Here is a 24404-nt window from a genome sequence, read left to right on the forward strand (position 1 = left end):
GGGTTGATCAATCAGGATTTGCAACGGGAGGCTGAACCCGGACGCGCTCGGTATCGTCAGAGCCTTCGGCGATGGCTTCCTCGCTTCTGCGCACCCGCCTTGGCGGATCCTTGCCTTCGACCGGCTTCGGCGACAGCTGATCGTCGGCCTGGATCTCGTCGGTGTTCAGGTAGTTCTTGCTTTCGTTCATATCGGTCACATCAGGTTGGAGAATTGCGGGGCAGGTCCTTTGCATCGGCGCTTTAAAAGCTAACTCGCGGCGACGTGACAGGTTCCCTCGCTCGCGGCTCACAGATCGGCTTCCGCCTCGGAAACGTCGAGCTCGATCATGACGGGCGCGTGGTCGCTCGTGTGCTCCCAGCCGCGCGGCTTTCGCCGGACGGTCGCCGATCGCAGCCACGGTGCGACGGCCGGACTGAGCAGGAAGTGGTCGATCCGAAGCCCAGCGTCACGTTCGAAGCTGTTCCGCCAGTATTTCCAGAAGGTGTAGATCCGCTCTTCTGGATGCAAATGTCTGACGGCATCGGTCCAGCCCTGGGCGACGAGATGAGCATAGGCCCTGCGCACTTCCGGCCTGAAAAGGGCATCGTCCAGCCAGCGTTCCGGCTTGTATACGTCGATCTCCGTCGGCATGACGTTGAAGTCGCCGGCCAGGATCGAAGGCAGCCCGATATCGAGGAGTTCGATGGCATAGTCGTGTAGGCGACGGAACCAGCGAAGCTTGTAATCGAATTTTGCTCCTGGGAACGGATTTCCGTTCGGAAGATAGAGGCATCCAATCAGGATACCGTCGACGACAGCTTCGATATACCGGCTGTGGGTATCGTCCGGATCGCCGGGAAGACCGCGCCGCGTCAGGATAGGGGTCTTGCCCTTCGCCAGGATGGCCACCCCGTTCCAGGATCTCTGTCCATGCCAGACGGCGCCGTAGCCGGCCCGTTCGATCTCCTTTCGTGGAAACCCGGTGTCGTCTGTCTTCAATTCCTGGAGGCAGACCACATCAGGGGCGTCCTCCTTGAGCCAGCGCAGTAGGATCTGCAGCCGTCCATTGATGCCGTTGACGTTATAGGTTGCAATTTTCACGATGCCCCCCGGAAGTCGAAGCACGGACAGGCGCTAGAAACGCTCCTGAGTTTTCGCCTCAGGAAATCCCCGCCCGCAATCGTCCCAATGGAGGCGGCTCTCCACACGGTAATGTTCCGCCGGCCGAACCCTCTCGGGGTGATCGAGCGAGCCGACTGCCACTTGGCTCCTCAACGCGTCGCACCAAAGACGAAGGCGATGCCGGCGACGATTGCGACCGCTGTCAGCGGCTGCCGGCGTATGCGATCCTCGAGGTCGTGGACGAATGTGCGAGCCTCCGCCTTTGCCAGTCGGGCTGTTCCAGAAGCCAGATTTGAAGCGGATTCGGCCATCCGACCGGCTTCTTTCTGAAGAGCGCGCATTTTTTCGCGATCGATATCGGAGGAGCGGGCAGCTTCACCGGTCGAGTGCAGGGCTTGATCCACGAGCGGAAACTCGTCCTCCAGCTTGGTGGGATCGGGCTCCCGCTTCACACGCTCGGCCGCCTCGACGTCGCTGCGGCCGGCGGGAATTGAGGTGTGGGTGGCTGACACCGGATCGGACGCCGGAAAGGTGTCCTCGATTGCTTTGTCGAGTTCGCCTTTTCGGGTCTGCTTCCGCTGCTCTGCCTGCTCTTTTCGCATGGACTGGACTGCGGGGGATTCGTTCGGGTTTGCCATCGGGGTTTCCTCTGTTGCACTTCGACAAACAAAGCGACGACGAGGGGAGAAGTTCCATAGAAATGCTTCCTGACCTCACAGAATAACAGAGATGGAGAAGCGAGTGACTCTGGGCTTGCGATCGCTCGGACTTTTCTGGACGCCGAGTATGGCAATCAATTGAGCCGGACCAAAGTCTTGCCGGCGCCTACTACCTAGGTCGGTTGCAATTTGACTGCGGAACAGCGAGAAATCTTACGCGTCATATTTTGCATGGGAAAACGGCGAAGAACGGACGAACGAGGCTATGGCATGAGTATCCGGAAACGCGATTTTCTGCGATTGGGCGGCAGCGCGGCCGTTGCTCTCGTCGCTGCCGCATCACCAGCCACATTGAATCTCGGCGGTTTCCTTCCTGTTCTGGCGGTGGAACGCGCGCAGGCAAAAGACGGCAACAATGGGAATGGCAACGGCGGTGGGAACGGCAACGGTAATGGGGGAGGGAATGGCAACAGCGGCGGTAACGGCAACGGGGGAGGGAATGGCAATAGCAGTGGTGGTGGCAACAGCAATGGCTCAGGGAATGGCAATAGCAATGGTGGGAGTTCCACCGGCAGCACGGGATCCTCTTCCTCTTCTTCAGGGGCGTCAGTAGGATCAGGAACGAGAGCGACGGCAGCGTCCGATGGCTCGATCGACGTCCGTCATTCGAACGGTATCACTGAAGTCCTGCAGCGCGGTCGCTACATTATGAAGGACTCGAAGGGCCGGACGATCATAAATCGACAGGCGACGGCCAGCGATGCCCGCCGGCTGAGCCGCTTTCTTCGCTGAAGCGTGATAGCGGGGCAATAACTTCTTTCAGCGCCGTTCGCGCCATTGCAGAGCCGCTTCCGTCCTGTTCGAGGCACCAAGCTTGCTCAGAATCTGGGTCATATGGTGCTTTACAGTCTTTTCCTGCAGGCTGAGACGCAAGCCGATATGCTTGTTTGACATGCCTTGGGCGACAAGATCCATCACCTCGCGTTCCCGTGGCGTCAGACTGCTCTTGTCGGAGGTTCCGCCATTCAGCGAATTCTCCATGACCTTTGCCGACATCGTCGGCGAGATATATCGCGAGCCACGCAGGACGGTTTGGATTGCTTCGGCGAGGCCTCGCGAACCGACACCTTTCAGAACATAACCCATCGCACCCCGTTGCAGAGCTCCCAGTAAGGTGTCCACCTCCTCGGATACCGTCAACATCAGCACTTTCGTTGTCGGACTCCGCGCCAGGACGTCACTGACCGCAGACAGCCCGCCGCCGGGCATCGAGACGTCGAGAAGCATGATGTCGGGGTGGTTGTCTGAGGCGATCATCGCCGCGTCGTCGCTGCTGGCTCCCTCACCAACGACGACAAAGCCGCTGATCTCCGACAGGCTACGCGTTACACCCTCTCGAAAAAGCGGATGATCGTCCACGACGCCGATGGTGATTGATGTCATCGCTACTCTCCCACTTCCATTGGCTCGAAGATCATGGTCACGGTCGTTCCTTCTTCGCCTGTCTTGATGTCGAAGGATCCCCCCAGGCTGTCGACGCGCTCCCGCAACCCCACGAGGCCGAGGCTCGTTGGTCTCACCTCGCTCGGATTGAAGCCGTCGCCGTGATCGCTGACTTCGACACGAACATGACCCTTGCGCGAGACAGCCCTGACAGCCTGCTGAACGCCGCCACCGTGGCGATAGGCATTGTTCAGGGCCTCCTGAATGAAGCGATAGATACAGATCTTCACGGCAGGAGGAAGGTCCGGTCCATCTTCGTTGATAATCGTTTCGACATGGGTCTCGGTCTTGTGTTGATGCGCCTCGACGACCCGCGTGACGATCTCGGTGATTGAGGACTTCTCGATCTGCGGAAGCACCAGTCCGCTGCAGATATTGCGGATCTCCGTCATCGCCTCGGCAAGGCTCGAGCGTATCCAGGCAAGCTCTTTTTCACGCGCTTCGGGCTGGGTGGACGCATTGATCAACATGTCGCTGTCGAGGCGCAGTGAGGCATAGGCAATGTGCTGGGCTGGACCGTCGTGCAGATCTGCACCGATGCTGCGCAAATAAGTTTCGTTCAGCGCTGCCGCCCGCTGGGAGGCGCGCTGCAGTCGTCGTTGGAGTCCGCGGTTTTCCGCCAGCAGTGCAGACAGTTCATCGACCCGTTCTTTGAGATCCTTGCGTTGCGTCTCGATCGTGCGGCTACCCCGGAACACCAGAACGGAGAGAACAAGGAAAAAGGTCGCCGTGAGAGCGGTGACGGCGCCCCAGCTCCGGAGCCTGGCATGCGCCAGACTATCGCCCAGTCCTTGTGCTGTCTCGTAGAACTCAAGGACGGCGACCGCTTGTCCGGACCACGGCTGTAGCACAGGGTTATAGATCTCCATGAGCGGTTTGCCGAGCGCGCGCTCCTTGTCGCTTTCCGGATCGCTGGCGATTTCGTAGCGCGCGACGAGAGATCCTGCGAATGCCCTCTGCAGCTTGTCGCTTACCGCAAACTTCCTGCCCACCAGCTCCTTTTCGTTCGAATAGAGGATGGTGCCGTCGCTTCGCCACAGCTTGAACGAAACAAGGCGCTTGCCGAGCGCACCTTGACCGAGTGTCTCGTCCAGAGCCTGAGCACTCGCTTCATCAAGCAATGACTCTGTTTGCATATCGGGAAGTAGTGGCGCGATCACGCTGTCCACATAAAGCGCCGTCGCCGCGCCTGAATTGTGGATGACGGCCTCCTCTATCAGGTGGCTTACAAAAAAGCCCACCACGAACATGGCGGCGATCGATATGAGCCCACCCGCGATAAAGAACTGGGAGGCGAGTGAGCGGGCATTCCAGCGACGAAGCCAATTCATTTTGATACCGGTAAGAGACTGCCCTATTAACCTACCGCGTCTTTAGAGTTTTCCAAACAGCGTCAGGGCACATTCCTGGTGTCGAAGACCTCGGCGCCTCTTATGCTCTGGGTCAACCCGACGGTATCGCCCGACATGGCTGCGCCGAACACGTAGAGAAGGGCGGCCAGAACGATAACAAGGGCGAAGACGGACGCGTTACAGGCGTCATTCACTCTGGATCTATGACTCTGGTTCATGTTCGGATCTCCTTCAGTATCGTTCGAAACGGCGCGAGTCCGATGCGCGTTCCACCTCCGGGACTTCGGTCGGAGGAGGTTGGGACCAAGGTCTGACCCCCGTAGACATCAGCAGATTCAGGCATACTTCCTGGCCGACCGACTTGGGTTTGGAGGCTTGTGAGTGATGATTTCCATGGACTTCGAAGGCAGCGCCCGCGCCGCATCTATCGCTTCTCTCCAGCCGTACGAGGAAGGCGTCGCCGAATTTTACGACAGCCATCTCGTGCCGATTCTCTTCGAGCCCTATGCCTCGGAGATGGCGATCGTCGCCGAGCGATTGAAGCCGGGCAGCGTTCTCGAAGTCGCTGCAGGGACAGGCGCCTTGACTCGTGCTCTGCGGGCGACGCTTGATCCGGCAACGGAGATCGTTGCCACCGATCTCAGCCAGGCGATGATCGACGTTGGCGCACCATCGCTGACGATGTCGCGGACCCACTGGATGCACGCCGATGCGCAAGATCTCCCGTTCGCGTCTTCGATGTTCGATCTCGTCGTCTGCCAGTTCGGCGTAATGTTCTTTCCGGATAAGCTGAAGGCTTATGGCGAGGCCAAAAGAGTGTTGCGGAACGGAGGTGGTTTCCTGTTCTCGACGTGGGATTCAATCGAGGCCAACGACTTCGCAAGATGTGTGGACGAATGCCTGGAAAGCCTCTTCCCGTCGGATCCGCCGGATTTTTTCAGGCGCTTGCAATATTCCTACTTCGACCCCGATCCGATCAAGGCGCAGCTGACTTCGGCGGGGTTGACGCGGTATCCTGCGATCGGGTCGAATTGACGTCAGTCGCGGCCACCGCGCGCGACGTGGCTGCGGCGTTCTGCCAAGGCACTCCGCTCAGGGGAGAGGTCGAACGGCGGGTGCCGGAGGAGCGTATGCCGGAAATCGTCGCTCAAGTGGCCGAGCGCGTGGAATCGCGCTACGGAGCCCGTCCTTGCGGCGGCATGAGCGCGCTCATCGTCGCCTGCCGCGCACCATAAGATTCCCTGGCGCAGGCCGTCGTCTCAATCAGGCGATACCGTCGCAAGAGATCTATCCGCCCGGGTATGACGGCTCGTCGGACTTCAACTGCTGCGCGTAGGAGGCTTCCTCTATCGCGCAGATGACGTGCCGCTCGATCACCAAACAGGTTTCGTCGTACTCTAGCACCATGTTCGGATTGAACCGTCGCCTTCGAACGGAGTCGCGGGCTTCGACTGCCATCTGATAGGCTTCGAAGAGCTCCAGCTGCCACGGGTCGCGCGCTTCCATGATCAACTTCCGCATATGCGGCAGACGCATCGCCAGGCGCCTGCGTCCGGCTTCCCGGCGGTTGGATCGCGCCATCTCCTTCGATCTCCTGCTTATGCCCGCGATTATGCGGGTTCTCGATCTTGAAGTAGCGTCGGCAACGGGCCTTGGAATGGGTTTGGGACCAAAGGCCGGGGTCGATCAGACTGAGGTCTGAGGCGTGGAACGACCCTGCGTCCAGCTAGTTGGTTGGCAGCGGTCGCGAAGGCCGCCTCGAAAACAGAAGGAGGAGAAAATGATCTCCAAGCTTATCGTCGGTGCGGCAACTGCCGCGACCCTCATGTCGGGCGTCGCATTCGCCCAGTCCTCGACCGTCAACGGTGCCGCCGGTGGCGCGGTTACTGGGGCGATCGTCGGCGGCCCCGTTGGCGCCGCCGTCGGCGGCGTTGCCGGCGCAGTCGTTGGAACCGTGATCGATCCGCCGCCGCAAAAGGTCGTCACCTATGTCCGCGAGGCTCCGGCACCATCGGCGCGCGTGGTCGTGAAGGAGAAGGTTGTCGTCGGTCAGCCCCTGCCGGAGACGGTTGTCGTAACGCCTATTCCGGATGACCCGACCTATGCTTATGCGGTGGTCAATGATGAACGTGTCATCGTCGAACCGTCGTCCCGCAAGGTGATCCAGGTCATCAAGTGATCTGATCCTACACGCGGCCTCTGCCGCGTCCTCCATCCGGAAATCATCGCTCAAAGTCCGGGAACCGCCGCACGACCGACGGCAGCGTCGTCGTGCGGCCAAAAACAGCCGATGCCCCCGGCGGCGACCCCCGCCGCCGGAGCGCCAGCGAGGAGAGGAACATGATCTATTCCGAAGAGAAATCCGGTGGTCTGGCCGTGCCGCTGATCGCCATCCTGCTGGCAATCGCCGGCATTCTCGCCGTGCTTGTCGCCACCGGCGGGCGACATAGCAGTGCCGCCGGCCGTGTCTGGGTTCCACAGGTTCAACAGCAGGGGTCGGGACAATGAAAGCCATCGCATCCGTTGCCTTTGGCATCTTAAGCTCGGTCGGGGCCTGCGTCGCTGCCGCATCTGTCGCATCCTATGTCGTGGCGGATTCCGAACCTCACGCCTTCAAGGAGCTCGCAGCGCGCGATCTATGGACGACGACGCCGGTAAAAGTCGATCCTCGGCAGCAGCCCTATGAACGAATTCCGCCTCTCTATTCCAGCTATGTGACCGAGGCGTCGGCGAGCATGGCGTCAGCGGCAAGGCCCGATTCGGCTCGCCCGCCAGCCGAACTTCAGACACCGCAGCCCAGACTTTCGGCCGCGCATCTTGCCTGGTGTGGGGAACGTTATCGCTCTTTCGATCCCACGACCAACAGCTATCGATCTTATAGCGGTGAGACCCGCGAATGCGCTTCGCCGTTCCAGCGGACTGTCGCCGAGGCCGATGAAGGCGTCGACACGAAAGTGAATGCACAGGCGGCAGCGCGGTGCGCCGCTCGCTACAAGTCGTATCGACCGGAAGACAATACGTATCAACCATGGGAAGGACCGCGGCGCAGTTGCGACATGTCGGATCTCTTTGCGACGAGCAATTGATTATCGGCGGTGGTCGCGCGGTGCGGATCACGCTGCACCAAGCTGGAATCGGACTAAAGTCCGTGTTGCAAACGCTACGGTTGTGATACCCGGTTGTATTGGAGTGTTGGAGATCAGGGGATGGCAACGGCGCTGATAACAGAAATCCAGCAGGCGCAGACAAGGCTTCCGCTCTTGAGCCGAGCGGATCGAGCAGCCCTTATCGTTCGCATCCTCCGCGAGCTGAAGACGCATCGGCGGGAGGTTCTCGCAAATGTGCCAGCCGAGCGCTGCGTATGGATCGACAGGCTGATTGCGTCCGTGTCCTCGACGATACCGGAAATCGTCAACATGCTGGACGCCGAGTTCAATCGTGTCTTGAGCGAGTTCGAAAAGCTTATCGCGACGCTCGATGACATCTCGCATACCGAGAAACGGTCGAAGACAATTCACTGAGAGGGCAGCCAAGCGAGCGCCTTATCGGAAACCGATCGCTGCGCGTTAGCGTTCTCCTTCCATGACCGAATCCAAATCCGCCGCTGATCACGACAAGGCTCCGTCCGGCGAAGACGGTGCGAAGCCCGGCGCGGACATTTCTTTCCCTTACGACAGGATGACCGTCGAGCAATTCCGAAGACGCTTCCCCCGTGCCCGCTGGAGCGATGCCCGCCAGGCCTGGTTCGTTCCCGGGCGGACGGCGTCCCGCCGCATCGGACGATGGCTTGCCGAGATCGAGTCCGAAGCCGACGCCTATGCGGACGCAAAGGGACGCGACGCCTTCGTCTTCGATCCCATCGACAGTCCATATCTCGAACTCGGCAAGGCAGGCTTCCGAATCCGCACGCCGTATTCGAAGACCGTCGTCGACGAATTGCGCGAGGTGCCATTCTCACGGTGGGACGGCGATCTCAGGATTTGGCACGTTCCCTTCCGGTCCTATGAGGAACTCCGGCGCAGATGGCCCGAGATCGAGGCGGCGGCTCGCAGAAACGAGCCGGAAGAGAGACGACGTCGAGCCGAGGAGCGGAAGGGGACCGAACAGGAGATGCGCAGCAAACTCCGCTCTGCGGAACGAAAGCGCCACCGTTACCCGCTTCAGAGCGACGACCTGCCGCCAATAGGACGTCCTGTGGTCACCGCCTATGGAATCGTCGTCTTTAGCGAAATCTCAGGCGAACTGGTCGACCCGAGTGTCGTTGCGGACTTTTATCCCGGCGTGACCGAGGATCACGTCTGGGGATATTGGCGGGTGCCCACACTCGAAGAACTCATCCGCACCTGGCCCGCGAAAATGCTTCCGGTTCAGAACGCCGCGTGGTGGCTGCCGACGATCGAGGAACTGAGGCCGACCCGTCGCACGGCAAGGTCGCGTGAAGCCAGGAAACAAGGGAAGACGCCGTGACCGCTGCTTGCTCCTTCGGATCAACTGATGGTTGTGCTGAATTTACTGAGGCTGGACGTTGAAATCATCGTGAACAGAAGCCGGCGTCTTCCGCTGAAGACGTAGCTGTCGCCAAAATTCTCCGGCCGCTCTCGCGCAGTGGAACAAGTTCCGGCTCCAGCCATTTGTCGTCCATGAAAACAGCCCTGCCGATCTCGCTGCTCGCCCTGGCCATTTCCGTTGGCGGCGCCGCCGCGCGGGAACTTCGACCCGAAGCCATCAATACCGCTTCGATTGCTTCCATTGGCGCGGAGAAGCCGGCTCCAGCAGATCCAGACCCGGCGATCGTCCGCCTTCAAGTTTTGCTCGACCGAGCGGGCGCGTCTCCCGGCGTGATCGATGGCCTCTCCGGCGAGAACGTCAACAAGGCCGTGGCCGGTTTCGAGGCTATGAACGATCTTCCCGTCGACGGCAGGCTGGATGCGGAAGTCGTCTCCCGGCTGGAAGGCAATGCCCCCATCGTCGAGAGCTACGTCGTCTCGGCCGACGATGCCAAGGGTCTCGTTGACAAGATCCCCGAAGACTATGGCGAGAAGGCAAAGATGCAGAGCCTGGGATATACGAGCGTTGCCGAGAAGCTATCCGAGCGGTTTCACATGGGGATCGATCTGGTAAACGCGCTCAATCCCGCTTCGCAGTTTGCGCCCGGCGATACGGTGTGGGTCGTGACCCCCGGCCCGCCGACGGAAGGAAAGGTCAAGAGGATCGAAGCCAACAAGAAAACGGGACAGGTGCTGGCCTTTGCCGGGGACGGATCACTGCTTGCCGTCTATCCCGCGACGATCGGAAGCGAAGACAATCCGGCGCCGTCGGGCAAGCATAAGGTCAAGGGCGTCGCCAGGATGCCGGTCTACCGATACGACCCGAAGCGAAACTTCAAGCAGGGCAAGAACGACAATGTCCTGACGATCCCGAAAGGGCCGAACGGTCCGGTCGGCACGGTCTGGATCGATCTGACCGAGCCGACCTATGGAATACATGGGACGCCGGAGCCGAAGCTCATCGACAAGGTGGGATCGCACGGTTGCGTGCGGCTGACGAACTGGGACGCCGAAGAGCTAGCCGGCATGGTCAAGCCCGGTGTGCTGGTGGATTTCGTCAATCGAAGTTCAGACACGCCGAAGTGAGGGGGAATCCGTCGCGATCCCACTCTTCTCCGGCTTGTCGCTCGCGAGGTATTGCCTGCGGCGATTCACGAAGCTTTGGCTTCGAAAGCGGGGGCGAAATCACCCAGTGATTTTGCCTTCAGGATCGTGGCCTCGATATCCTGCTCCACGATCGCTTCAAGATCGGCGAAGCTGTCGATGACATAGTAGATCGGCTGGAGGATATCGATCCGGTAGGGCGTCCTCAGCACGCTGAGCAGATCGAACGGCCGGAACTCGCACGCCTTGCCTTCCATTGCCGCCTTCGCTTCGCTTGGCGATGAGACTATGCCCGCGCCGAAGCAGCGCCGGCCCTGCGGGGTGTTGATCAGGCCGAATTCGACGGTGAACCAGAAGATGCGGAACAGATGCCATGAATAGCCCTTGCCGAGGCGGACGGCCGTCTCGCCGAAATGCCGGACGAAATTGGCGTAGCTCTGGTTGGTGAGCATGGGGCAGTGGCCGAAAACCTCGTGGAACAGGTCCGGTTCCTCGATATAGTCGATATGCTCGCGACGGCGCAGGAAGGTTGCGAGCGGGAATTTGCCTTGCGACAGAAGCTCATAAAAGCGCGACGGCGGAATGAGCGCCGGCACGCCTTCCACGCCGAAGCCGGTGGTCTCGTTCAGGCGTCTGTTGACGTCGAGAAGCTGAGGCACCTTGTCTGGCTTCAGCCCCAGCATTTTGACGCCGTCCAGATATTCGCGGGAGGCCGTATCGGCCAGCAACTTCATCTGACGCCGGTAGAGTTCGCCCCATATCGCATCTTCATCCGGGGTGTAGTCATACAAACCGTCCGGGCCGGGCAGTTTGGCGGTGTAGCTGCTTTCCTTGGTCATAGGCTGATCCTCCCAGGCAACGGCTCTATTCCTGCCATTATGATCCGGGTTTGGAGGATTTTCTTTTCTTTCATGCTGGCTATTGCCATAGTGATGGCAAATCTTCCCGAAAGTGACGCATAAAATGAAAGAACCTGGGAATTTCCGCCGCAAGCTTCTGCAACTCGTCCAGGCCGACGGCAGCCTTTCGCTGGCAGACCTGGCGGAAAAGGCCGGCATGTCGCAGAGCTCTGCCTGGCGGAAGATCCAGGAGCTGGAAGCCGACGGCGTCATCCGCAAGCGTGTGACACTGCTCGATCCGGGCAAACTCGATCTCAAGCTCTGCGTCATCGCGCATGTGACGCTGGAGGATCACCACGAAGAGGCGGTTGCGTCTTTCGCTTCGGTAGTGCTGGAGCGGCCGGAAATCATGGAGTGCTATGCCCTATCAGGCGCCTTCGACTACATGCTGAAGATAAGGGCAAGCGACGTGGAAAGCTACGAAGCCTTCATGACCCGCTATCTGATGCGCAACCCGCATGTGCGCACAGTGGTCTCGAGCTTTGTGCTGCGCGAGCTGAAATTCTCGACCGAACTGCCGCTCTGATTTAGATATCTGCGCAGGGCGATACCGTCACATCACCGCGTGCTGTCGCCATGCCAGTGTCCCGGCATGAGCACCGGAAAGCCTTCGAATGTTTTCAACGTGTCGAGCACGATCGACGTCTTCACGTGCTGTACGGACTCATGGGGCAACAGAACGTCGTTGACGAATTTGGAAAGGTCGGCGAGCCCGCGGGTCGCGACCGTCAGGTGATAATCCATTTCACCGGTCAGCGCATAGGCTTCGAGAACTTCAGGCAACGCGTTGATCAGTTGCGAAAACCGGCGGGCATTGTCTCTGTTATGGGTCGCAAGCGTCACTGAAATAACCACCAGCATATCCAGACCCAACTTCTGCCGATCGAGGTAGGCGCGGTAGCTGCGGATATATCCCTCAGCCTCGAGTCTCGTTCGCCGGCGAGAGCATTGCGACGGTGAAAGCGCGATCCGCTCCCCCAGCTCGTTGTTCGTCAACCTGCCGTCCTTTTGAAGTTCCTGGAGCAGGCGCAAATCCAATCTGTCGAGCGGTTCATCCATTGCGCGAAATCTCCAAAATACTCACGGATCGTGCATAATCTCTTCCTGGAGCATAAAGAATGCAAGAACTTTGCACGCGTTTTGGGCCACACTTTGCATAGAAATGCAATCTCCTCTGGAGGAAATAAAATGGGTCCCTTCCCACATGATGCACCGCCCTCGGAAATCACCGCCGACAATCCGGCCGGCACCGACGGCTTCGAATTCGTCGAATTCGCCCATCCCGAGCCTGAGAAACTGCGCGAGCTTTTCACACGCATGGGCTACGTCGTGGTCGCCAGGCACAAGACGAAAGACATCACCGTTTGGCGCCAGGGTGACATCAACTATCTGCTAAACGCCGAACCCGGCAGTCATGCCGCCCGTTTCGTCGCAAACCATGGCCCCTGCGCCCCATCGATGGCATGGCGCGTCGTCGACGCCAAGCACACCTTCGACCACGCGGTATCAAAAGGTGCGGTTCCCTATGAGGGGGACGACAAGGCGCTCGACGTCCCGACGATTGTCGGCATTGGCGGCTCGCTGCTCTATTTCGTCGAGACCTATGGGGAAAAGGGATCGGCTTACGAAGCCGAGTTCGATTGGCTTGGCGAGCGCGACCCGCATCCGCAGGGGATCGGCTTCTATTATCTCGACCATCTGACGCACAACGTCTTCCGCGGCAACATGGACAAGTGGTGGGATTTTTACCGCAACCTGTTCAACTTCAAGCAGATCCACTTCTTCGACATCGACGGCCGCATCACCGGTCTGGTGAGCCGCGCCATCACCTCGCCCTGCGGCAAAATCCGCATTCCGCTGAATGAATCGAAGGACGACACCAGCCAGATCGAGGAATATCTGAAGAAGTACCGGGGCGAGGGCATCCAGCACATCGCCGTTGGAACAGAGGACATTTACGACGCCACCGACAGGCTTGCCGACAACGGCCTGCGCTTCATGCCGGGTCCGCCGGAGACCTATTACGACATGTCCTATGAACGCGTGAACGGCCATAGCGAACCGATCGAGCGCATGAAGAAACACGGCATCCTCATCGACGGCGAAGGTGTGGTGAATGGCGGCATGACGAAAATCCTGCTGCAGATCTTCTCCAAGACCGTCATCGGCCCGATCTTCTTCGAATTCATCCAGCGCAAGGGTGATGAGGGCTTCGGCGAAGGCAATTTCCGGGCTCTCTTCGAGTCGATCGAGGCCGATCAGATCAAGCGTGGTGTCATCGGTACTGCAGCGGAGTAAACTCTGCAGCGCCGCGCGTCTGGAAAGGTGCGCGGCGCAGGAGGGTTACGGGAGGAGTGAGCAATGGACCAGACATCGATCCAGACGTCCGACGGTGAAGCCGCGACGGCAAACAGGCTGAAATATATGCCGGGCTTCGGCAATGACTTCGAAACCGAGTCGCTTCCCGGTGCCTTGCCGCAAGGCCAGAACAGCCCGCAGAAATGCAATTACGGTCTTTATGCGGAGCAGCTTTCCGGCTCGCCGTTCACCGCGCCGCGCGGGACGAACGAAAGGTCCTGGCTTTATCGCATTCGCCCGAGCGTGCGTCACACCCGCCGCTTCTCCAACGCATCCTATCCGCTCTGGAAAACGGCGCCTTGCCTCGACGAGCACTCGCTTCCTCTGGGCCAGCTTCGCTGGGATCCCATCCCCGTGCCCGCGGAGAGACTGACCTTTCTCGAAGGGGTGCGGACAGTCACGACGGCAGGCGATGCCACCACCCAGGTGGGCATGTCAGCCCATGCCTACGTCTTCAATGAGGACATGGTCGACGATTACTTCTTCAACGCCGACGGTGAACTGCTGATCGTGCCGCAGCTCGGCGCCATCAGAGTGTTCACCGAAATGGGCATCATGGATGTCGAGCCCCTGGAAATATGCCTCATCCCGCGTGGCATGATGTTCAAGGTTCTCAAGGGTGGCGAGCAGACGGTCTGGCGGGGATATATATGCGAGAACTACGGCGCGAAATTCACGCTGCCGGACCGCGGACCGATCGGCGCCAACTGCCTGGCAAACCCGCGCGACTTCAAGACACCCGTTGCCGCTTTCGAGGATAAGGAAACGCCTTGCCGCGTGCATGTGAAGTGGTGCGGAAAATTCTATGTCACCGACATCGGCCACTCGCCCCTCGATGTGGTCGCCTGGCACGGCAATTACGCGCCTTACAAATACGACTTGCGGACATTTTCTCCGGTGGGCGCCATCAGCTTCGACCATCCCGATCCGTCGATCTTTTCGGTACTGACCGCGCCCACCGAAGATGCCGGCACGGCAAATGTCGATTTCGTGATTTTTCCGCCGCGCTGGCTGGTCGCCGAACACACCTTCCGTCCGCCTTGGTACCACCGCAACATCATGAGCGAGTTCATGGGCCTGATCCACGGCCAATATGACGCCAAGGAGGAGGGCTTCGTGCCGGGCGGTATGAGCCTGCACAACATGATGCTTCCCCATGGGCCGGATGCGCTCGCCTTCGAAAAGGCATCCAACACCGAACTCAAGCCCGTGAAGCTTGATCACACCATGGCCTTCATGTTCGAGACCAGGTACCCGCAGCAACTGACCAAATACGCAGCCGAGCTCGAAACGCTGCAGGAAAATTACCTCGAATGTTGGGACGGCCTGGAACGCAAATTCGACGGAACCCCCGGGCTCAAGTGATGCATCAAGCAAAGGCACCCTCCGGCACTGGAATTAAGATATGAAGCTTGCGACCTTGAAGGACTCCACGAGGGACGGCCGGCTCGTCGTCGTTTCCCGCGACCTGACCCGCTGTTCGGAGGTCGGTCACATTGCCCGGACCCTGCAGGCGGCGCTCGACGACTGGGAGCATGTGGCTCCGAGACTTCAGCTGATTGCCGAAGGCGTCGAGACCGGAGCCCAGCCGACGATCCGGTTTCACGAACATGACGCTACGTCACCTTTGCCGCGGGCCTACCAATGGGCCGATGGTTCCGCTTACGTCAACCATGTCGAACTGGTGCGTAAGGCGCGCGGCGCCGAGATGCCTGCAAGCTTCTGGACCGATCCGCTGATCTATCAAGGCGGGTCGGACGCTTTCCTCGCGCCGCGCGATCCGATCGTGGCGGTTGACGAGGCTTACGGGATCGACATGGAAGGCGAGGTCGCGGTCATTACCGGCGACGTCGCCATGGGTTCCAGCCCAGAAGCCGCACGCGGCGCCATCCGCCTGCTGATGCTCGTCAACGACGTGTCGCTGCGCGGTCTGATCCCGGGCGAACTGGCAAAGGGATTTGGTTTCTTCCAGTCGAAGCCGGCATCGGCATTTTCTCCGGTCGCGGTGACGCCGGACGAGCTCGGAGAGGCCTGGGACGGCGGCAAGCTACATCTTCCGCTGCTGGTGAGCTGGAACCGCAAGCCATTCGGCAAAGCCAACGCCGGTATCGACATGACCTTCGATTTTGGCCAACTGATCGCCCATGCCGCCAAAACCCGTAACCTCCTGGCCGGAACGATTATCGGCTCGGGAACAGTGTCCAACAAGCTCGACGGCGGCCCCGGCAAGCCGGTGGAAGAGGGAGGAGACGGCTACTCCTGCCTCGCCGAACTCAGGATGATCGAGGCCATCGACACCGGATCCCCGAGGACTCCCTTCTTGAAGTTCGGGGATCAGGTCCGCATAGAGATGAAGGATAAGGCCGGTCATTCGATCTTCGGGGCGATCGAGCAGACTGTCGAAAAATACCAACGGGCCGACCCGCGATGAACGAGGTCGTTCTTTACGACTACTGGCGATCATCGGCGAGCTATCGCGTCCGCATCGCGCTCAATCTCTTGGGCATCGATTATAAGATCGTGCCCATCAACCTGCTGGAGGGCGCGCACAGGACGCCGGACTATCTCACGCTCAACCCGCAGGGCTTCGTACCGACATTGGTGATCGACGGGAAAACACTGACCCAGTCGCTGGCAATCATCGAATATCTGGCCGAGCTTCGGCCGGAATGCGGATTGTTGCCACCTGACATTGCCGATCGCCAGAAAGTCCGCGCCCTTGCCTATGCGGCCGCCATGGACATCCATCCGATCTGCAACTTGCATGTCGTGTCGCATCTGATGACCATGACGGATAAGGCCGATGCCCGCGAGGAATGGATGAAGCATTTCATTGCCGACGGACTGCGCAAACTGGAAGCCATGATCGGCGAATTTGATGGAGCATTCAGCTTTGGCGACAGGCCGACGATGGCGGATCTCTGTCTGGTTCCTCAGGTCTACAACGCCCGCCGCTGGGGAGTAGATATGACCGCTTTCAAAGGCATCGTCGATATCGACGCTAAATGCGCCAAACTGCCGGCATTTCAGGCGGCGCATCCTGACCGCGTGAAACCGTAGCTTCATTGCGATAAAACTCGGATCAAGTCCGAGGACAGGAATGAGGGAGCAGAGAGCGTATAGCAAGAACCGCTAAGCTACGTTTGCCGCTCCCCCCGGGACGGCGACATTACGCGTCCCGCCACGAAGGGAATATCGCAGCCTGGCCCAACCGCTTGCCGGTTTCATCGATGAGCTGCCAGACGGTCACATCCTCGATCCAGAAACGGCGCCCCGATTTCGCGATCCTGACACCGCGCGCATTGTCGACAAAACCGTCGCGCGTGACAGCAGCCGCTGGCGCTCGGCGCGATCAGGCTGCTCGGCCGAAAGCCGCGACGGCAGCGCAGTAAATTCATCCCAGCTGTATTCGAAGCAGTTCTGCGCGGTGCGGTTGGCGTAGATGAAGCGCGGGTCGGGCGCGGTGTTGTGAGCGAGGACCACGAAAGGTGCGTCATTGTAGAGCCAGTTCGGCCCTTGCCCGTCCTGGACAAGACGACGGCCGGTGATGCGCAGATAGCTTCCGGTGAGGAGCGAGAAGAAATCGGCATCGCTCCTCAGATCGAGGGCGTGATTGTCAAAGGCAAAAGTCACGAAGTGCCTCGTTGGTCGAATGCTTGGATGCAAGTGACATAATCGATATTCATTGCATCGGTCTACAACGCCCGCCGCTCGGGAAGTAATATGGTCGATTTCAAGCGCGGCGGATATCGATGGCAGGGCTTCGAACTGCTGGCGTTCAGCCGGCGCGTCCCGACGAATGCGGACAGGGATCTCGCGATTGTGCGAGGAACCGGCGTTTACCTTGTGTCATCACTTCTGATTGTGCCGCTTGCCAGAAGATCGCCCCTTGTGCATTGATCGGTATCAACATTCTCTGCGAAGCTATTGTTCTTCTGACCGTAATCGGCGTCGGCGGTCGCCGATGAGGTCGGGCTTCACGGGCAGGTGATTTCATCATCCGGCTATACAGAGCTGCCAAGCTATGCTGCGAATGACGACAGGAGAAATACAGGTGCTCGAGGGTGGGTAAGAATGCGCAAATTCGTCTCGTTGATATCGCTGCTGCTGGCGTTCGTCGCCATGGCCGGAGAGGGGCATGCAGCAATTTCCTACCAACGTGTGGACGGCGCCCCGGGACGTGGTCTGGTAATAAAGGGCGTGTTTGAATTCTCCGACGATCCGATGCAGCTTGTCGACGAATACACGCAGTACCAAACGGACTATATCAGCTTTGACTCGCCCGGCGGAAACGTGGTCACCGCGATCAGGTTCGGCCGCGCCATCCGCGCACTGAATGCGAGAACGCTCCAGATCAGAGCCTTGGAATGTGCATCGGCTTGCGCCTTCGCCTTCGTCGGTGGCGTCGAAAGGTTCGCCGAGCCGGGCTCGATCGGCGTGCATCGGATTTCCCTATCCGACGATGTCCCCATGGACAACAAATTGGCAGTCTCGACCGTTCAATTGATGACCGGCGAGATCATCGGCTATCTCACCGACATGGGAGTAAGCCCCAATCTGCTGCAGCTCAGCCTGTCGATCGACAGCACCGATATACGGTATCTCACCGCTGCGGAAATGCGAGACTGGAACATCAACACGCCCGAGGATATGCCCTCGGCACAGGAAAGCGCGCCGCCCCCGCCCGGCGCAGCGCCGCAGGAGAGCGCAACACCCGCCGACATGCCGTCAGACCCCAGCGCTTCCGAGGAGGTGGCGGCCTCCGAACCCGGCGACCTGACCACGGAGGCAGTTGATTTCGTCAACCGATACAATGACGAATGGTCAAAAGACAGTGCCTCGGCGTTGGCTTTTATGAAGGGCGTCTATGCGGACGAGGTCTCCTTCTTCGGAAACTCGGTCGACAAAGACGCTGTCCTGAAGGAAAAGGCCGCCTTCGCCCAACGCTGGCCGGAGCGCATCTACAGCGTCAAGCCGGGCTCCGTAACTGCCAGCTGTGCCGGAAAATGCGAAATGTCGGGAATTGTCGAGTGGTTTGCCGGAAACAGGGACACGGGTAAGACGTCCGCCGGGATGGCGGAATTCTCTTTCGTGTGGAACACGGCCGCTCTGCAGATCGAGTCCGAGACCGGAAAGGTGCTCGCCACGGACAAGGGGGCCAAGGCACCGGATCGGTTGATCCATCAGTGGACAGGACTGGACGATATCTGCCGCACGAGTGTCGATCGCGACGGGCCCGAGACGCTACGGGCATGCAAACGGCGCGACGAACTCGGTCCGCTGCTCGATCGCGCGGACTGGTGTTATGGCCATAAGGACGAAGCCGGAATAAACTGGGAGTGGCACAAATGCGATGCCAACTCCCGCCGATATACGAGTCAGTAGCGCGCAGGCCCAAAGACGAGCGACCGTTGGTTTGCCGGGAGGAAGAAATGTTGGGAAACTCATATTCCTGAGTGAGGGTGAGCATGTCAGAAGAGCATGCCCCATCGAATGCCATCCTGCCGGGATCCGACGAACCCGACAAGCCGGCCGACCGCTACCAACTCGGCCTCTGCCTTTCGGGCGGCGGCTATCGGGCCATGCTTTTCCATGCGGGATCGCTTGCGAGGCTCAACGAGGCCGGTCTTCTGGCGAAACTCGATATGCTCTCGTCGGTCTCGGGCGGATCTATCGCGTCCGGCCTGCTGGCCTATGTGTGGCCCCGGCTGGTCTTCGAGAACGGGGTCGCCGTCAACTTCAAGACTGAATACCTCAATCGCATTCTGGCCTTCAGTCAGGTGTTCGCGGATGGGCCGTGCTTCCTGAAGGGCGTGTTCAAGCCCTTCTCGAGCGCGGCGGAGGAAGCCGCTAAACTCTACGAGCGGCATCTCTTCGACGGAAAATCACCAAGCCTGAGCGATCTTCCGAGATCGCCCTGGTTCGTATTTTGCTCCAGCAATCTCAGCACCGGTTCACTCTTCCGGATGTCCAACCGCTATCTCGCGGATTACAGGATCGGGGTGTCGTTTCATCCGACACTTTCGCTCGCGACCGCGGTTGCCGCTTCGGCGGCATTCCCGCCCGTGCTGTCACCGCTGCGACTGGACCTGTCGCAGTTTTCCTGGAAAAGGGAAAAGCTCGACGACAGTGTTGGCGAACCGGTTGCTCCGGGCAGGGCAATATTGAGCGACGGCGGCATCTATGACAATCACGGCATCGAGCCGGCGCTGAAACGCTGCGATTGCTTGTTTGTCAGCGATGCCGGAGCGCCTTGGCGATCCTCGACCCACGGATACTGGAACTATCTCTCCCAGCTCAAGCGCGTTCTCGATACCACCGACAATCAGGTGCGGTCGTTGAGGCGCCGAGACCTGATCGGTGGCTTCAAGGCCGCAAAACAGGCTGATGGGCTTGGCCTCGACGATCTCGCGAAATCGGCTCTGCGCGCGAGAACGCGCGGCGTCTATTGGTCGATCGACAGCAAGGACGTCGAGCTCAAGCCCTACGCGTCCTACACGCTGCCGCCGTCGTCGGTCGTTCCCTCGGAGGTCGGCACCTATCTCCATTTTCTGGGCGCGAAGGAGACGGAGTATCTGGCGAACTGGGGGCACTACGTGTGCGACGCGATGCTCAACCGGTTCTATCAATCGCCCTTGGCTCCATCGTCCGGCCCGCCATTGGTTGCCGGAACCGTGAAGCCGGCTTGGGCGGCGAGGGCCAGCAAGCGCCTGTTCGACCTTCTTCCCTTTTAAACGAAAGCCGGGGGCCGGTTAATGCGGGGCCAGCGGGATCCGGCGAGATTGCACCAGCAGTCGAAAATCCTACATTAAGCCTGAGGATGAACGAACGTATCGACCGGTACGATGTTCGGTTGTTTCTGGCTCCCTTCGGCGGCGAAGCTGAAGGGCCCCAAAGTTCCAACTTCAATATTGTTTATGAAAGTATGAGAGGCCCGGTTGCCCGGACCTCCCACGATATTTTTAGAACCGAAGAAGAGTAGGAAGAGCCTACTCAGCTGCACCCGCTCGTCGCACCACACGTGTCGCACTTCTCGCAGGTGCCATTCCGCACCATCGTAAAATTCTGGCACTCCGAGCACATGTTGCCGGTATAGCCCTGCATGATCGAGCGCTGGCGGCGCTCGGCTTCCCGCTTCTTCGCTTCGGATTTCGCCGTTGCCGCGTCGGCCGCCGCCTTGTCGGAGAAGAGGGCCGTTGCGTCGCTGGTGATTTCCTCGGTCACCTCTTCGGCGATCTCTTCCGCCAACTCCTTGGCGCGCTCCTCATAGTCGCGCTTGAAGGCGACGATTTCGGAGGTGGAGACGGCAATCGTCGGCTCCAGCTTGCGGGCAGCGCTGCCTGCAAAGGCAGTCACGGTGCCGGTGGAGGCGGCGCGGGCAGGGGCTGATGTGGCCGCACCCTTGGGTTCGCCTGCCTGGCGTTCGCCGCCGGTGCCGGACACCAGTGTCGGCTTGTAGCCGCGGGTCCAGCCGGTGGAGAGCAGGTTGGTTTTGCCTTCCTGGATGCCCTTGCCGAGTGCCGTGTTCGAGAAGTCAGACGTATCGACATGGGCCAGGTCGTGGCGGCCGAGATAGGAAACGGCAAGCTCGCGGAAGACATAGTCGAGGATCGACGTGGCGTTCTTGATCGCGTCATTGCCGATGACCATGCCGGCCGGCTCGAACTTGGTGAAGGTGAAGGCCTCGACATATTCCTCGAGGGGCACGCCATATTGCAGGCCAAGCGAGATGGCGATGGCGAAATTGTTCATCATCGCACGGAAGGCAGCGCCTTCCTTGTGCATGTCGATGAAGATCTCGCCGATACGGCCGTCGCCGAATTCGCCGGTGCGAAGATACACCTTGTGTCCGCCGACGGCGGCCTTCTGGGTATAGCCCTGGCGGCGGTTCGGCAGCTTCTCGCGTTCGCGCGAAACTCGTTCGACCACCCGCTCGATGATCTTCTCGGTGACGGTGACGGCCTGGGCGGCGAGGGGCGCCTGCAGCAGTTCCTCCAGCGCATCCTCGTCGTCCTCGTCTTCAATCAGCGAGGCATTGAGCGGCTGCGACAGCTTAGAGCCGTCACGATAGAGCGCGTTGGCCTTGAGGCCAAGCTTCCAGGAGAGCATGTAGGCGTTCTTGCAATCCTCGACCGTCGCCTCGTTCGGCATGTTGATCGTCTTGGAAATTGCGCCCGAGATGAACGGCTGGGCAGCCGCCATCATGCGGATATGGCTTTCCACAGAGAGGTAGCGCTTGCCGATCTTGCCGCAGGGATTGGCGCAATCGAAGACCGGCAGGTGTTCCGCCTTCAGGAAAGGCGCGCCTTCCAGCGTCATCGCACCGCAAACGTGGATGTTGGCAGCTTCTATGTCCTTCTTCGAGAAGCCGATATGGTCGAGCAGGCTAAAGCTCATGTCGGCCAGCTGTTCGTCCGAAACCTTCAGCGTCTCCTTCAGGAAGTCGGCGCCGAGCGTCCACTGGTTGAAGACGAACTTGATGTCGAAGGCGCTCTTCAGCGCGGCGTTGACGGCTTCCACCTTTTCGTCGGTGAAGCCCTTGGTCTTCAGCGTCGATGGATTGACAGCCGGCGCCTGGTTCAGGTTGCCGTGGCCGACGGCATAGGCCTCGATCTCGGCGATCTGGCTTTCCGAATAGCCGAGCGTGCGCAGCGCGTCGGGCACGGCGCGGTTGATGATCTTGAAGTAGCCGCCACCGGCGAGCTTCTTGAACTTGACGAGGGCAAAGTCGGGCTCGATGCCGGTGGTATCGCAATCCATGACGAGACCGATCGTGCCTGTGGGCGCGATGACCGAGACCTGGGCATTGCGGTAGCCATGCTGTTCACCGAGCTCGAGCGCTTTGTCCCAGGCCGACTTGGCGTGGGCGACGAGATCCTGGTCCGGGTTTTCCGAATGGATCAGCGCGACCGGGTTAATCGACAGGGCCTCATAGCCGGAGGTTTCGCCATGAGCGGCGCGGCGATGGTTGCGAATGACCCTGAGCATGCTCTCGCGGTTCGGCGCGAAGTTCGGGAACGGGCCGAGTTCGGCAGCCATTTCGGCCGAGGTCGCATAGCAGACACCGGTCATGATCGCGGTCAGCGAGCCTGCAATGGCGCGGGCCTCAGTGGAGTCATAGGGAATGCCCGACGACATCAGCAGGCCGCCGATATTGGCGTAGCCAAGGCCGAGCGTGCGGTATTCGTAAGAGAGTTCGGCAATGCGCTTCGACGGGAACTGCGCCATCATCACCGAGACTTCGAGCACGACGGTCCACAGGCGAACAGCATGTTCGTAATCGGCGATGTTGATGCGCTTGGTGGCCTTGTCCTTGAACTGTAGCAGGTTCAGCGAGGCAAGGTTGCAGGCCGTGTCGTCGAGGAACATGTATTCCGAGCACGGGTTCGAGCCGCGGATCGGGCCGCCGGCCGGCGAAGTGTGCCAGTCGTTCATCGTCGTGTTGAAGTGGATGCCCGGATCGGCCGAAGCCCAGGCAGCGTAGGAAATCGTTTCCCAGAGATCGCGGGCCTTCAGCGTCTTCATCACGCGGCCGTCCTTGCGGGCGGTCAGGTTCCATTCGCCATCATTCTCGACGGCGCGCAGGAAGTCGTCCTTGATCGAGACGGAGTTGTTGGAGTTCTGGCCGGATACCGTGAGGTAGGCTTCCGAGTCCCAATCCGTGTCGTAGGTCTTGAATTGGAGATCCTTGTAGCCCTGACGGGCGAACTGGATGACGCGCTGGACGTAGTTCTCAGGAACCTGGTCCTTCTTGGCGGCGCGGATTTCGCGCTTCAGGGCAGGGTTCTTGTTGGGATCGTAGCAATCGCCGTTGTCACCGCCTTCGCAGTTGAAGCAGGCCTTCATGATCGCCTTCAGATGCTTGGCGACGACCTTCGAGCCGGTCACGAGAGCCGCGACCTTCTGCTCCTCCTTGACCTTCCAGTTGATGTATTCCTCGATATCCGGATGGTCGATATCGACGACCACCATCTTGGCGGCGCGGCGCGTCGTGCCGCCCGATTTGATGGCGCCGGCGGCGCGGTCGCCAATCTTCAGGAAGCTCATCAGGCCGGAGGAACGGCCGCCGCCGGAAAGCTTTTCGCCTTCGCCGCGCAGCATCGAGAAGTTGGAACCTGTACCAGAGCCGTATTTGAAGAGGCGCGCCTCACGCACCCAGAGGTCCATGATGCCGCCTTCGTTGACGAGGTCGTCCTCGACAGACTGGATGAAGCAGGCATGCGGCTGCGGGTGTTCGTAGGCCGACTTGGACTTGGTCAGCTTGCCGGTGAAAGGGTCGACGTAGAAATGGCCCTGGCCGGGACCATCGATGCCGTAGGCCCAGTGCAGGCCGGTGTTGAACCACTGCGGCGAGTTCGGGGCGACGCGCTGGGTGGCGAGCATATAGGCAAGCTCGTCCTTGAAGGCCGAGGCATCTTCCTCGGAGGAGAAATAGCCGCCCTTCCAACCCCAATAGGTCCAGGTGCCGGCAAGACGGTCGAAGACCTGGCGCGCATCGATTTCGGAGCCGGTCTGCTCATCCTTAGACAGGGCCTTCAGCGCAGCATCGTCGGGAACGGAGCGCCACAGGAAGGAAGGAACATCGTTTTCCTCGACCTTCTTCAACCGGGTGGGAACGCCGGCCTTGCGAAAATACTTCTGCGCCAGAACGTCGGTCGCGACCTGGGAGAACTGCGCGGGAACGTCGATATTCTCGAGGCGGAACACGACCGAACCGTCAGGGTTCTTGATCTCGCTCGTCGCCTTGCGGAATTCGATATCCGCATAGGCGCCTTGGCCGGCCTTCGTGAAACGACGTTCGATGCGCATGGTCTTGACCTCGTGTTGGCGCCCGGTCCCCGCGACCTCGGCGCAAAATTCCTATCCGGCGGCACTTTG

General features: G+C 60.0%; 25 protein-coding genes and 2 pseudogenes. 16 read left to right on the forward strand and 11 right to left on the reverse strand.

Annotation, left to right across the window (positions count from 1 at the left end):
- Positions 1–7: 7 nt before the first annotated feature.
- The 3 genes from U5G49_RS07670 to U5G49_RS07680 all read right to left on the reverse strand — a co-directional run bounded on the left by U5G49_RS07670 (position 8) and on the right by U5G49_RS07680 (position 1742).
- The gene (locus U5G49_RS07670; RefSeq protein WP_026230575.1) at positions 8–190 is read right to left on the reverse strand and encodes a hypothetical protein; all 183 of its coding nucleotides are present in this window, start codon (positions 188–190) and stop codon (positions 8–10) included.
- A 98-nt stretch (positions 191–288) separates the two neighbouring features.
- Positions 289–1083 carry an exodeoxyribonuclease III gene (xth, locus tag U5G49_RS07675; RefSeq protein WP_193444189.1) on the reverse strand — a complete coding sequence of 265 codons (795 nt, stop codon included), beginning with the start codon at positions 1081–1083 and terminating at the stop codon, positions 289–291.
- A gap of 170 nt (positions 1084–1253) precedes the next feature.
- Positions 1254–1742: a hypothetical protein gene (locus U5G49_RS07680; RefSeq protein WP_193444192.1), complete on the reverse strand. Its 489-nt coding sequence runs from the start codon at positions 1740–1742 to the stop codon at positions 1254–1256.
- Between the two features lie 291 nt (positions 1743–2033).
- Between U5G49_RS07680 and U5G49_RS07685 the strand changes: the two genes are divergently transcribed.
- Positions 2034–2555, forward strand: a complete 522-nt coding sequence (locus U5G49_RS07685) for a hypothetical protein (RefSeq protein ID WP_028732259.1) — start codon at positions 2034–2036, stop codon at positions 2553–2555.
- A gap of 27 nt (positions 2556–2582) precedes the next feature.
- Here U5G49_RS07685 and U5G49_RS07690 read toward each other — a convergent pair whose 3' ends face one another.
- The 3 genes from U5G49_RS07690 to U5G49_RS07700 all read right to left on the reverse strand — a co-directional run bounded on the left by U5G49_RS07690 (position 2583) and on the right by U5G49_RS07700 (position 4836).
- Positions 2583–3206, reverse strand: a complete 624-nt coding sequence (locus U5G49_RS07690; RefSeq protein WP_047622355.1) for a response regulator — start codon at positions 3204–3206, stop codon at positions 2583–2585.
- A gap of 2 nt (positions 3207–3208) precedes the next feature.
- Positions 3209–4597: a sensor histidine kinase gene (locus U5G49_RS07695; RefSeq protein WP_018241691.1), complete on the reverse strand. Its 1389-nt coding sequence runs from the start codon at positions 4595–4597 to the stop codon at positions 3209–3211.
- 62 nt (positions 4598–4659) lie between these two features.
- Complete coding sequence (locus tag U5G49_RS07700; protein WP_018241692.1) at positions 4660–4836, reverse strand: hypothetical protein; 177 nt, start codon at positions 4834–4836, stop codon at positions 4660–4662.
- Positions 4837–5002: 166 nt separating this feature from the next.
- Between U5G49_RS07700 and U5G49_RS07705 the strand changes: the two are divergent.
- Positions 5003–5853, forward strand: a pseudogene (locus tag U5G49_RS07705) (class I SAM-dependent methyltransferase).
- Positions 5854–5905: 52 nt separating this feature from the next.
- Here the strand turns inward: U5G49_RS07705 and U5G49_RS07710 are convergent.
- On the reverse strand, positions 5906–6199 hold the full coding sequence (locus tag U5G49_RS07710) for a hypothetical protein (RefSeq protein ID WP_193444194.1): 294 nt from the start codon (positions 6197–6199) through the stop codon (positions 5906–5908).
- A 199-nt stretch (positions 6200–6398) separates the two neighbouring features.
- Between U5G49_RS07710 and U5G49_RS07715 the strand changes: the two genes are divergently transcribed.
- From U5G49_RS07715 to U5G49_RS07740, 6 genes are all read left to right on the forward strand, one after another.
- The gene (locus U5G49_RS07715; protein ID WP_026230571.1) at positions 6399–6797 is read left to right on the forward strand and encodes a DUF1236 domain-containing protein; all 399 of its coding nucleotides are present in this window, start codon (positions 6399–6401) and stop codon (positions 6795–6797) included.
- A 161-nt stretch (positions 6798–6958) separates the two neighbouring features.
- Positions 6959–7126 (forward strand): hypothetical protein, encoded by a 168-nt coding sequence (locus U5G49_RS07720; protein WP_018241696.1) that lies wholly within the window; start codon positions 6959–6961, stop codon positions 7124–7126.
- Complete coding sequence (locus tag U5G49_RS07725; protein ID WP_193444196.1) at positions 7123–7704, forward strand: BA14K family protein; 582 nt, start codon at positions 7123–7125, stop codon at positions 7702–7704. Before U5G49_RS07720 ends, U5G49_RS07725 begins: the two co-directional genes overlap by 4 nt.
- A gap of 120 nt (positions 7705–7824) precedes the next feature.
- Positions 7825–8139, forward strand: a complete 315-nt coding sequence (locus U5G49_RS07730; RefSeq protein WP_018241698.1) for a hypothetical protein — start codon at positions 7825–7827, stop codon at positions 8137–8139.
- A gap of 61 nt (positions 8140–8200) precedes the next feature.
- The gene (locus U5G49_RS07735; protein ID WP_193444199.1) at positions 8201–9085 is read left to right on the forward strand and encodes a hypothetical protein; all 885 of its coding nucleotides are present in this window, start codon (positions 8201–8203) and stop codon (positions 9083–9085) included.
- A 164-nt stretch (positions 9086–9249) separates the two neighbouring features.
- A complete protein-coding gene (locus U5G49_RS07740; protein WP_193444201.1) occupies positions 9250–10251 on the forward strand; it encodes a L,D-transpeptidase family protein in 1002 nt (333 codons plus the stop codon).
- A 65-nt stretch (positions 10252–10316) separates the two neighbouring features.
- Here U5G49_RS07740 and U5G49_RS07745 read toward each other — a convergent pair whose 3' ends face one another.
- Complete coding sequence (locus tag U5G49_RS07745; RefSeq protein WP_193444203.1) at positions 10317–11108, reverse strand: phenylalanine 4-monooxygenase; 792 nt, start codon at positions 11106–11108, stop codon at positions 10317–10319.
- A gap of 124 nt (positions 11109–11232) precedes the next feature.
- Between U5G49_RS07745 and U5G49_RS07750 the strand changes: the two genes are divergently transcribed.
- Positions 11233–11694: an Lrp/AsnC family transcriptional regulator gene (locus tag U5G49_RS07750; RefSeq protein ID WP_003547665.1), complete on the forward strand. Its 462-nt coding sequence runs from the start codon at positions 11233–11235 to the stop codon at positions 11692–11694.
- A 32-nt stretch (positions 11695–11726) separates the two neighbouring features.
- On the opposite strand, the gene U5G49_RS07755 is transcribed toward U5G49_RS07750, so the two are convergent.
- Entirely contained in the window at positions 11727–12227 is a 501-nt protein-coding gene (locus tag U5G49_RS07755; RefSeq protein ID WP_193444205.1) for an Lrp/AsnC family transcriptional regulator, read from the reverse strand.
- A gap of 129 nt (positions 12228–12356) precedes the next feature.
- Here U5G49_RS07755 and hppD point away from each other — a divergent pair, with 129 nt between their 5' ends.
- The 4 genes from hppD (at position 12357) to maiA (ending at position 16586) form a co-directional block, all read left to right on the forward strand.
- Positions 12357–13466 (forward strand): 4-hydroxyphenylpyruvate dioxygenase, encoded by a 1110-nt coding sequence (gene hppD, locus U5G49_RS07760; RefSeq protein WP_028732252.1) that lies wholly within the window; start codon positions 12357–12359, stop codon positions 13464–13466.
- A 63-nt stretch (positions 13467–13529) separates the two neighbouring features.
- Positions 13530–14891, forward strand: a complete 1362-nt coding sequence (gene hmgA, locus U5G49_RS07765) for a homogentisate 1,2-dioxygenase (protein ID WP_028732251.1) — start codon at positions 13530–13532, stop codon at positions 14889–14891.
- Between the two features lie 40 nt (positions 14892–14931).
- A complete protein-coding gene (locus U5G49_RS07770) occupies positions 14932–15957 on the forward strand; it encodes a fumarylacetoacetate hydrolase family protein (RefSeq protein WP_193444206.1) in 1026 nt (341 codons plus the stop codon).
- Positions 15954–16586: a maleylacetoacetate isomerase gene (gene maiA, locus U5G49_RS07775; RefSeq protein WP_193444207.1), complete on the forward strand. Its 633-nt coding sequence runs from the start codon at positions 15954–15956 to the stop codon at positions 16584–16586. Before U5G49_RS07770 ends, maiA begins: the two co-directional genes overlap by 4 nt.
- 178 nt (positions 16587–16764) lie before the next feature.
- On the opposite strand, the pseudogene U5G49_RS07780 reads toward maiA, so the two are convergent.
- A pseudogene (locus U5G49_RS07780) lies at positions 16765–17159 on the reverse strand (MEKHLA domain-containing protein); the annotation flags it as partial.
- Positions 17160–17249: 90 nt separating this feature from the next.
- On the opposite strand from U5G49_RS07780, the gene U5G49_RS07785 reads away from it, so the two are divergent.
- From U5G49_RS07785 to U5G49_RS07795, 3 genes are all read left to right on the forward strand, one after another.
- Entirely contained in the window at positions 17250–17426 is a 177-nt protein-coding gene (locus U5G49_RS07785) for a hypothetical protein (protein ID WP_165506562.1), read from the forward strand.
- Positions 17427–17600: 174 nt separating this feature from the next.
- Positions 17601–18911, forward strand: a complete 1311-nt coding sequence (locus U5G49_RS07790) for a COG3904 family protein (RefSeq protein ID WP_193444208.1) — start codon at positions 17601–17603, stop codon at positions 18909–18911.
- An 83-nt stretch (positions 18912–18994) separates the two neighbouring features.
- Positions 18995–20260, forward strand: coding sequence for a patatin-like phospholipase family protein (locus tag U5G49_RS07795; RefSeq protein WP_193444209.1), 1266 nt, complete (start codon positions 18995–18997; stop codon positions 20258–20260).
- Between the two features lie 259 nt (positions 20261–20519).
- On the opposite strand, the gene U5G49_RS07800 is transcribed toward U5G49_RS07795, so the two are convergent.
- Positions 20520–24335 carry a vitamin B12-dependent ribonucleotide reductase gene (locus U5G49_RS07800; protein WP_193444210.1) on the reverse strand — a complete coding sequence of 1272 codons (3816 nt, stop codon included), beginning with the start codon at positions 24333–24335 and terminating at the stop codon, positions 20520–20522.
- Positions 24336–24404 lie beyond the last annotated feature (69 nt).

The sequence above is a fragment of the Rhizobium indigoferae genome (assembly GCF_034554815.1).
Lineage (GTDB): Bacteria > Pseudomonadota > Alphaproteobacteria > Rhizobiales > Rhizobiaceae > Rhizobium > Rhizobium leguminosarum.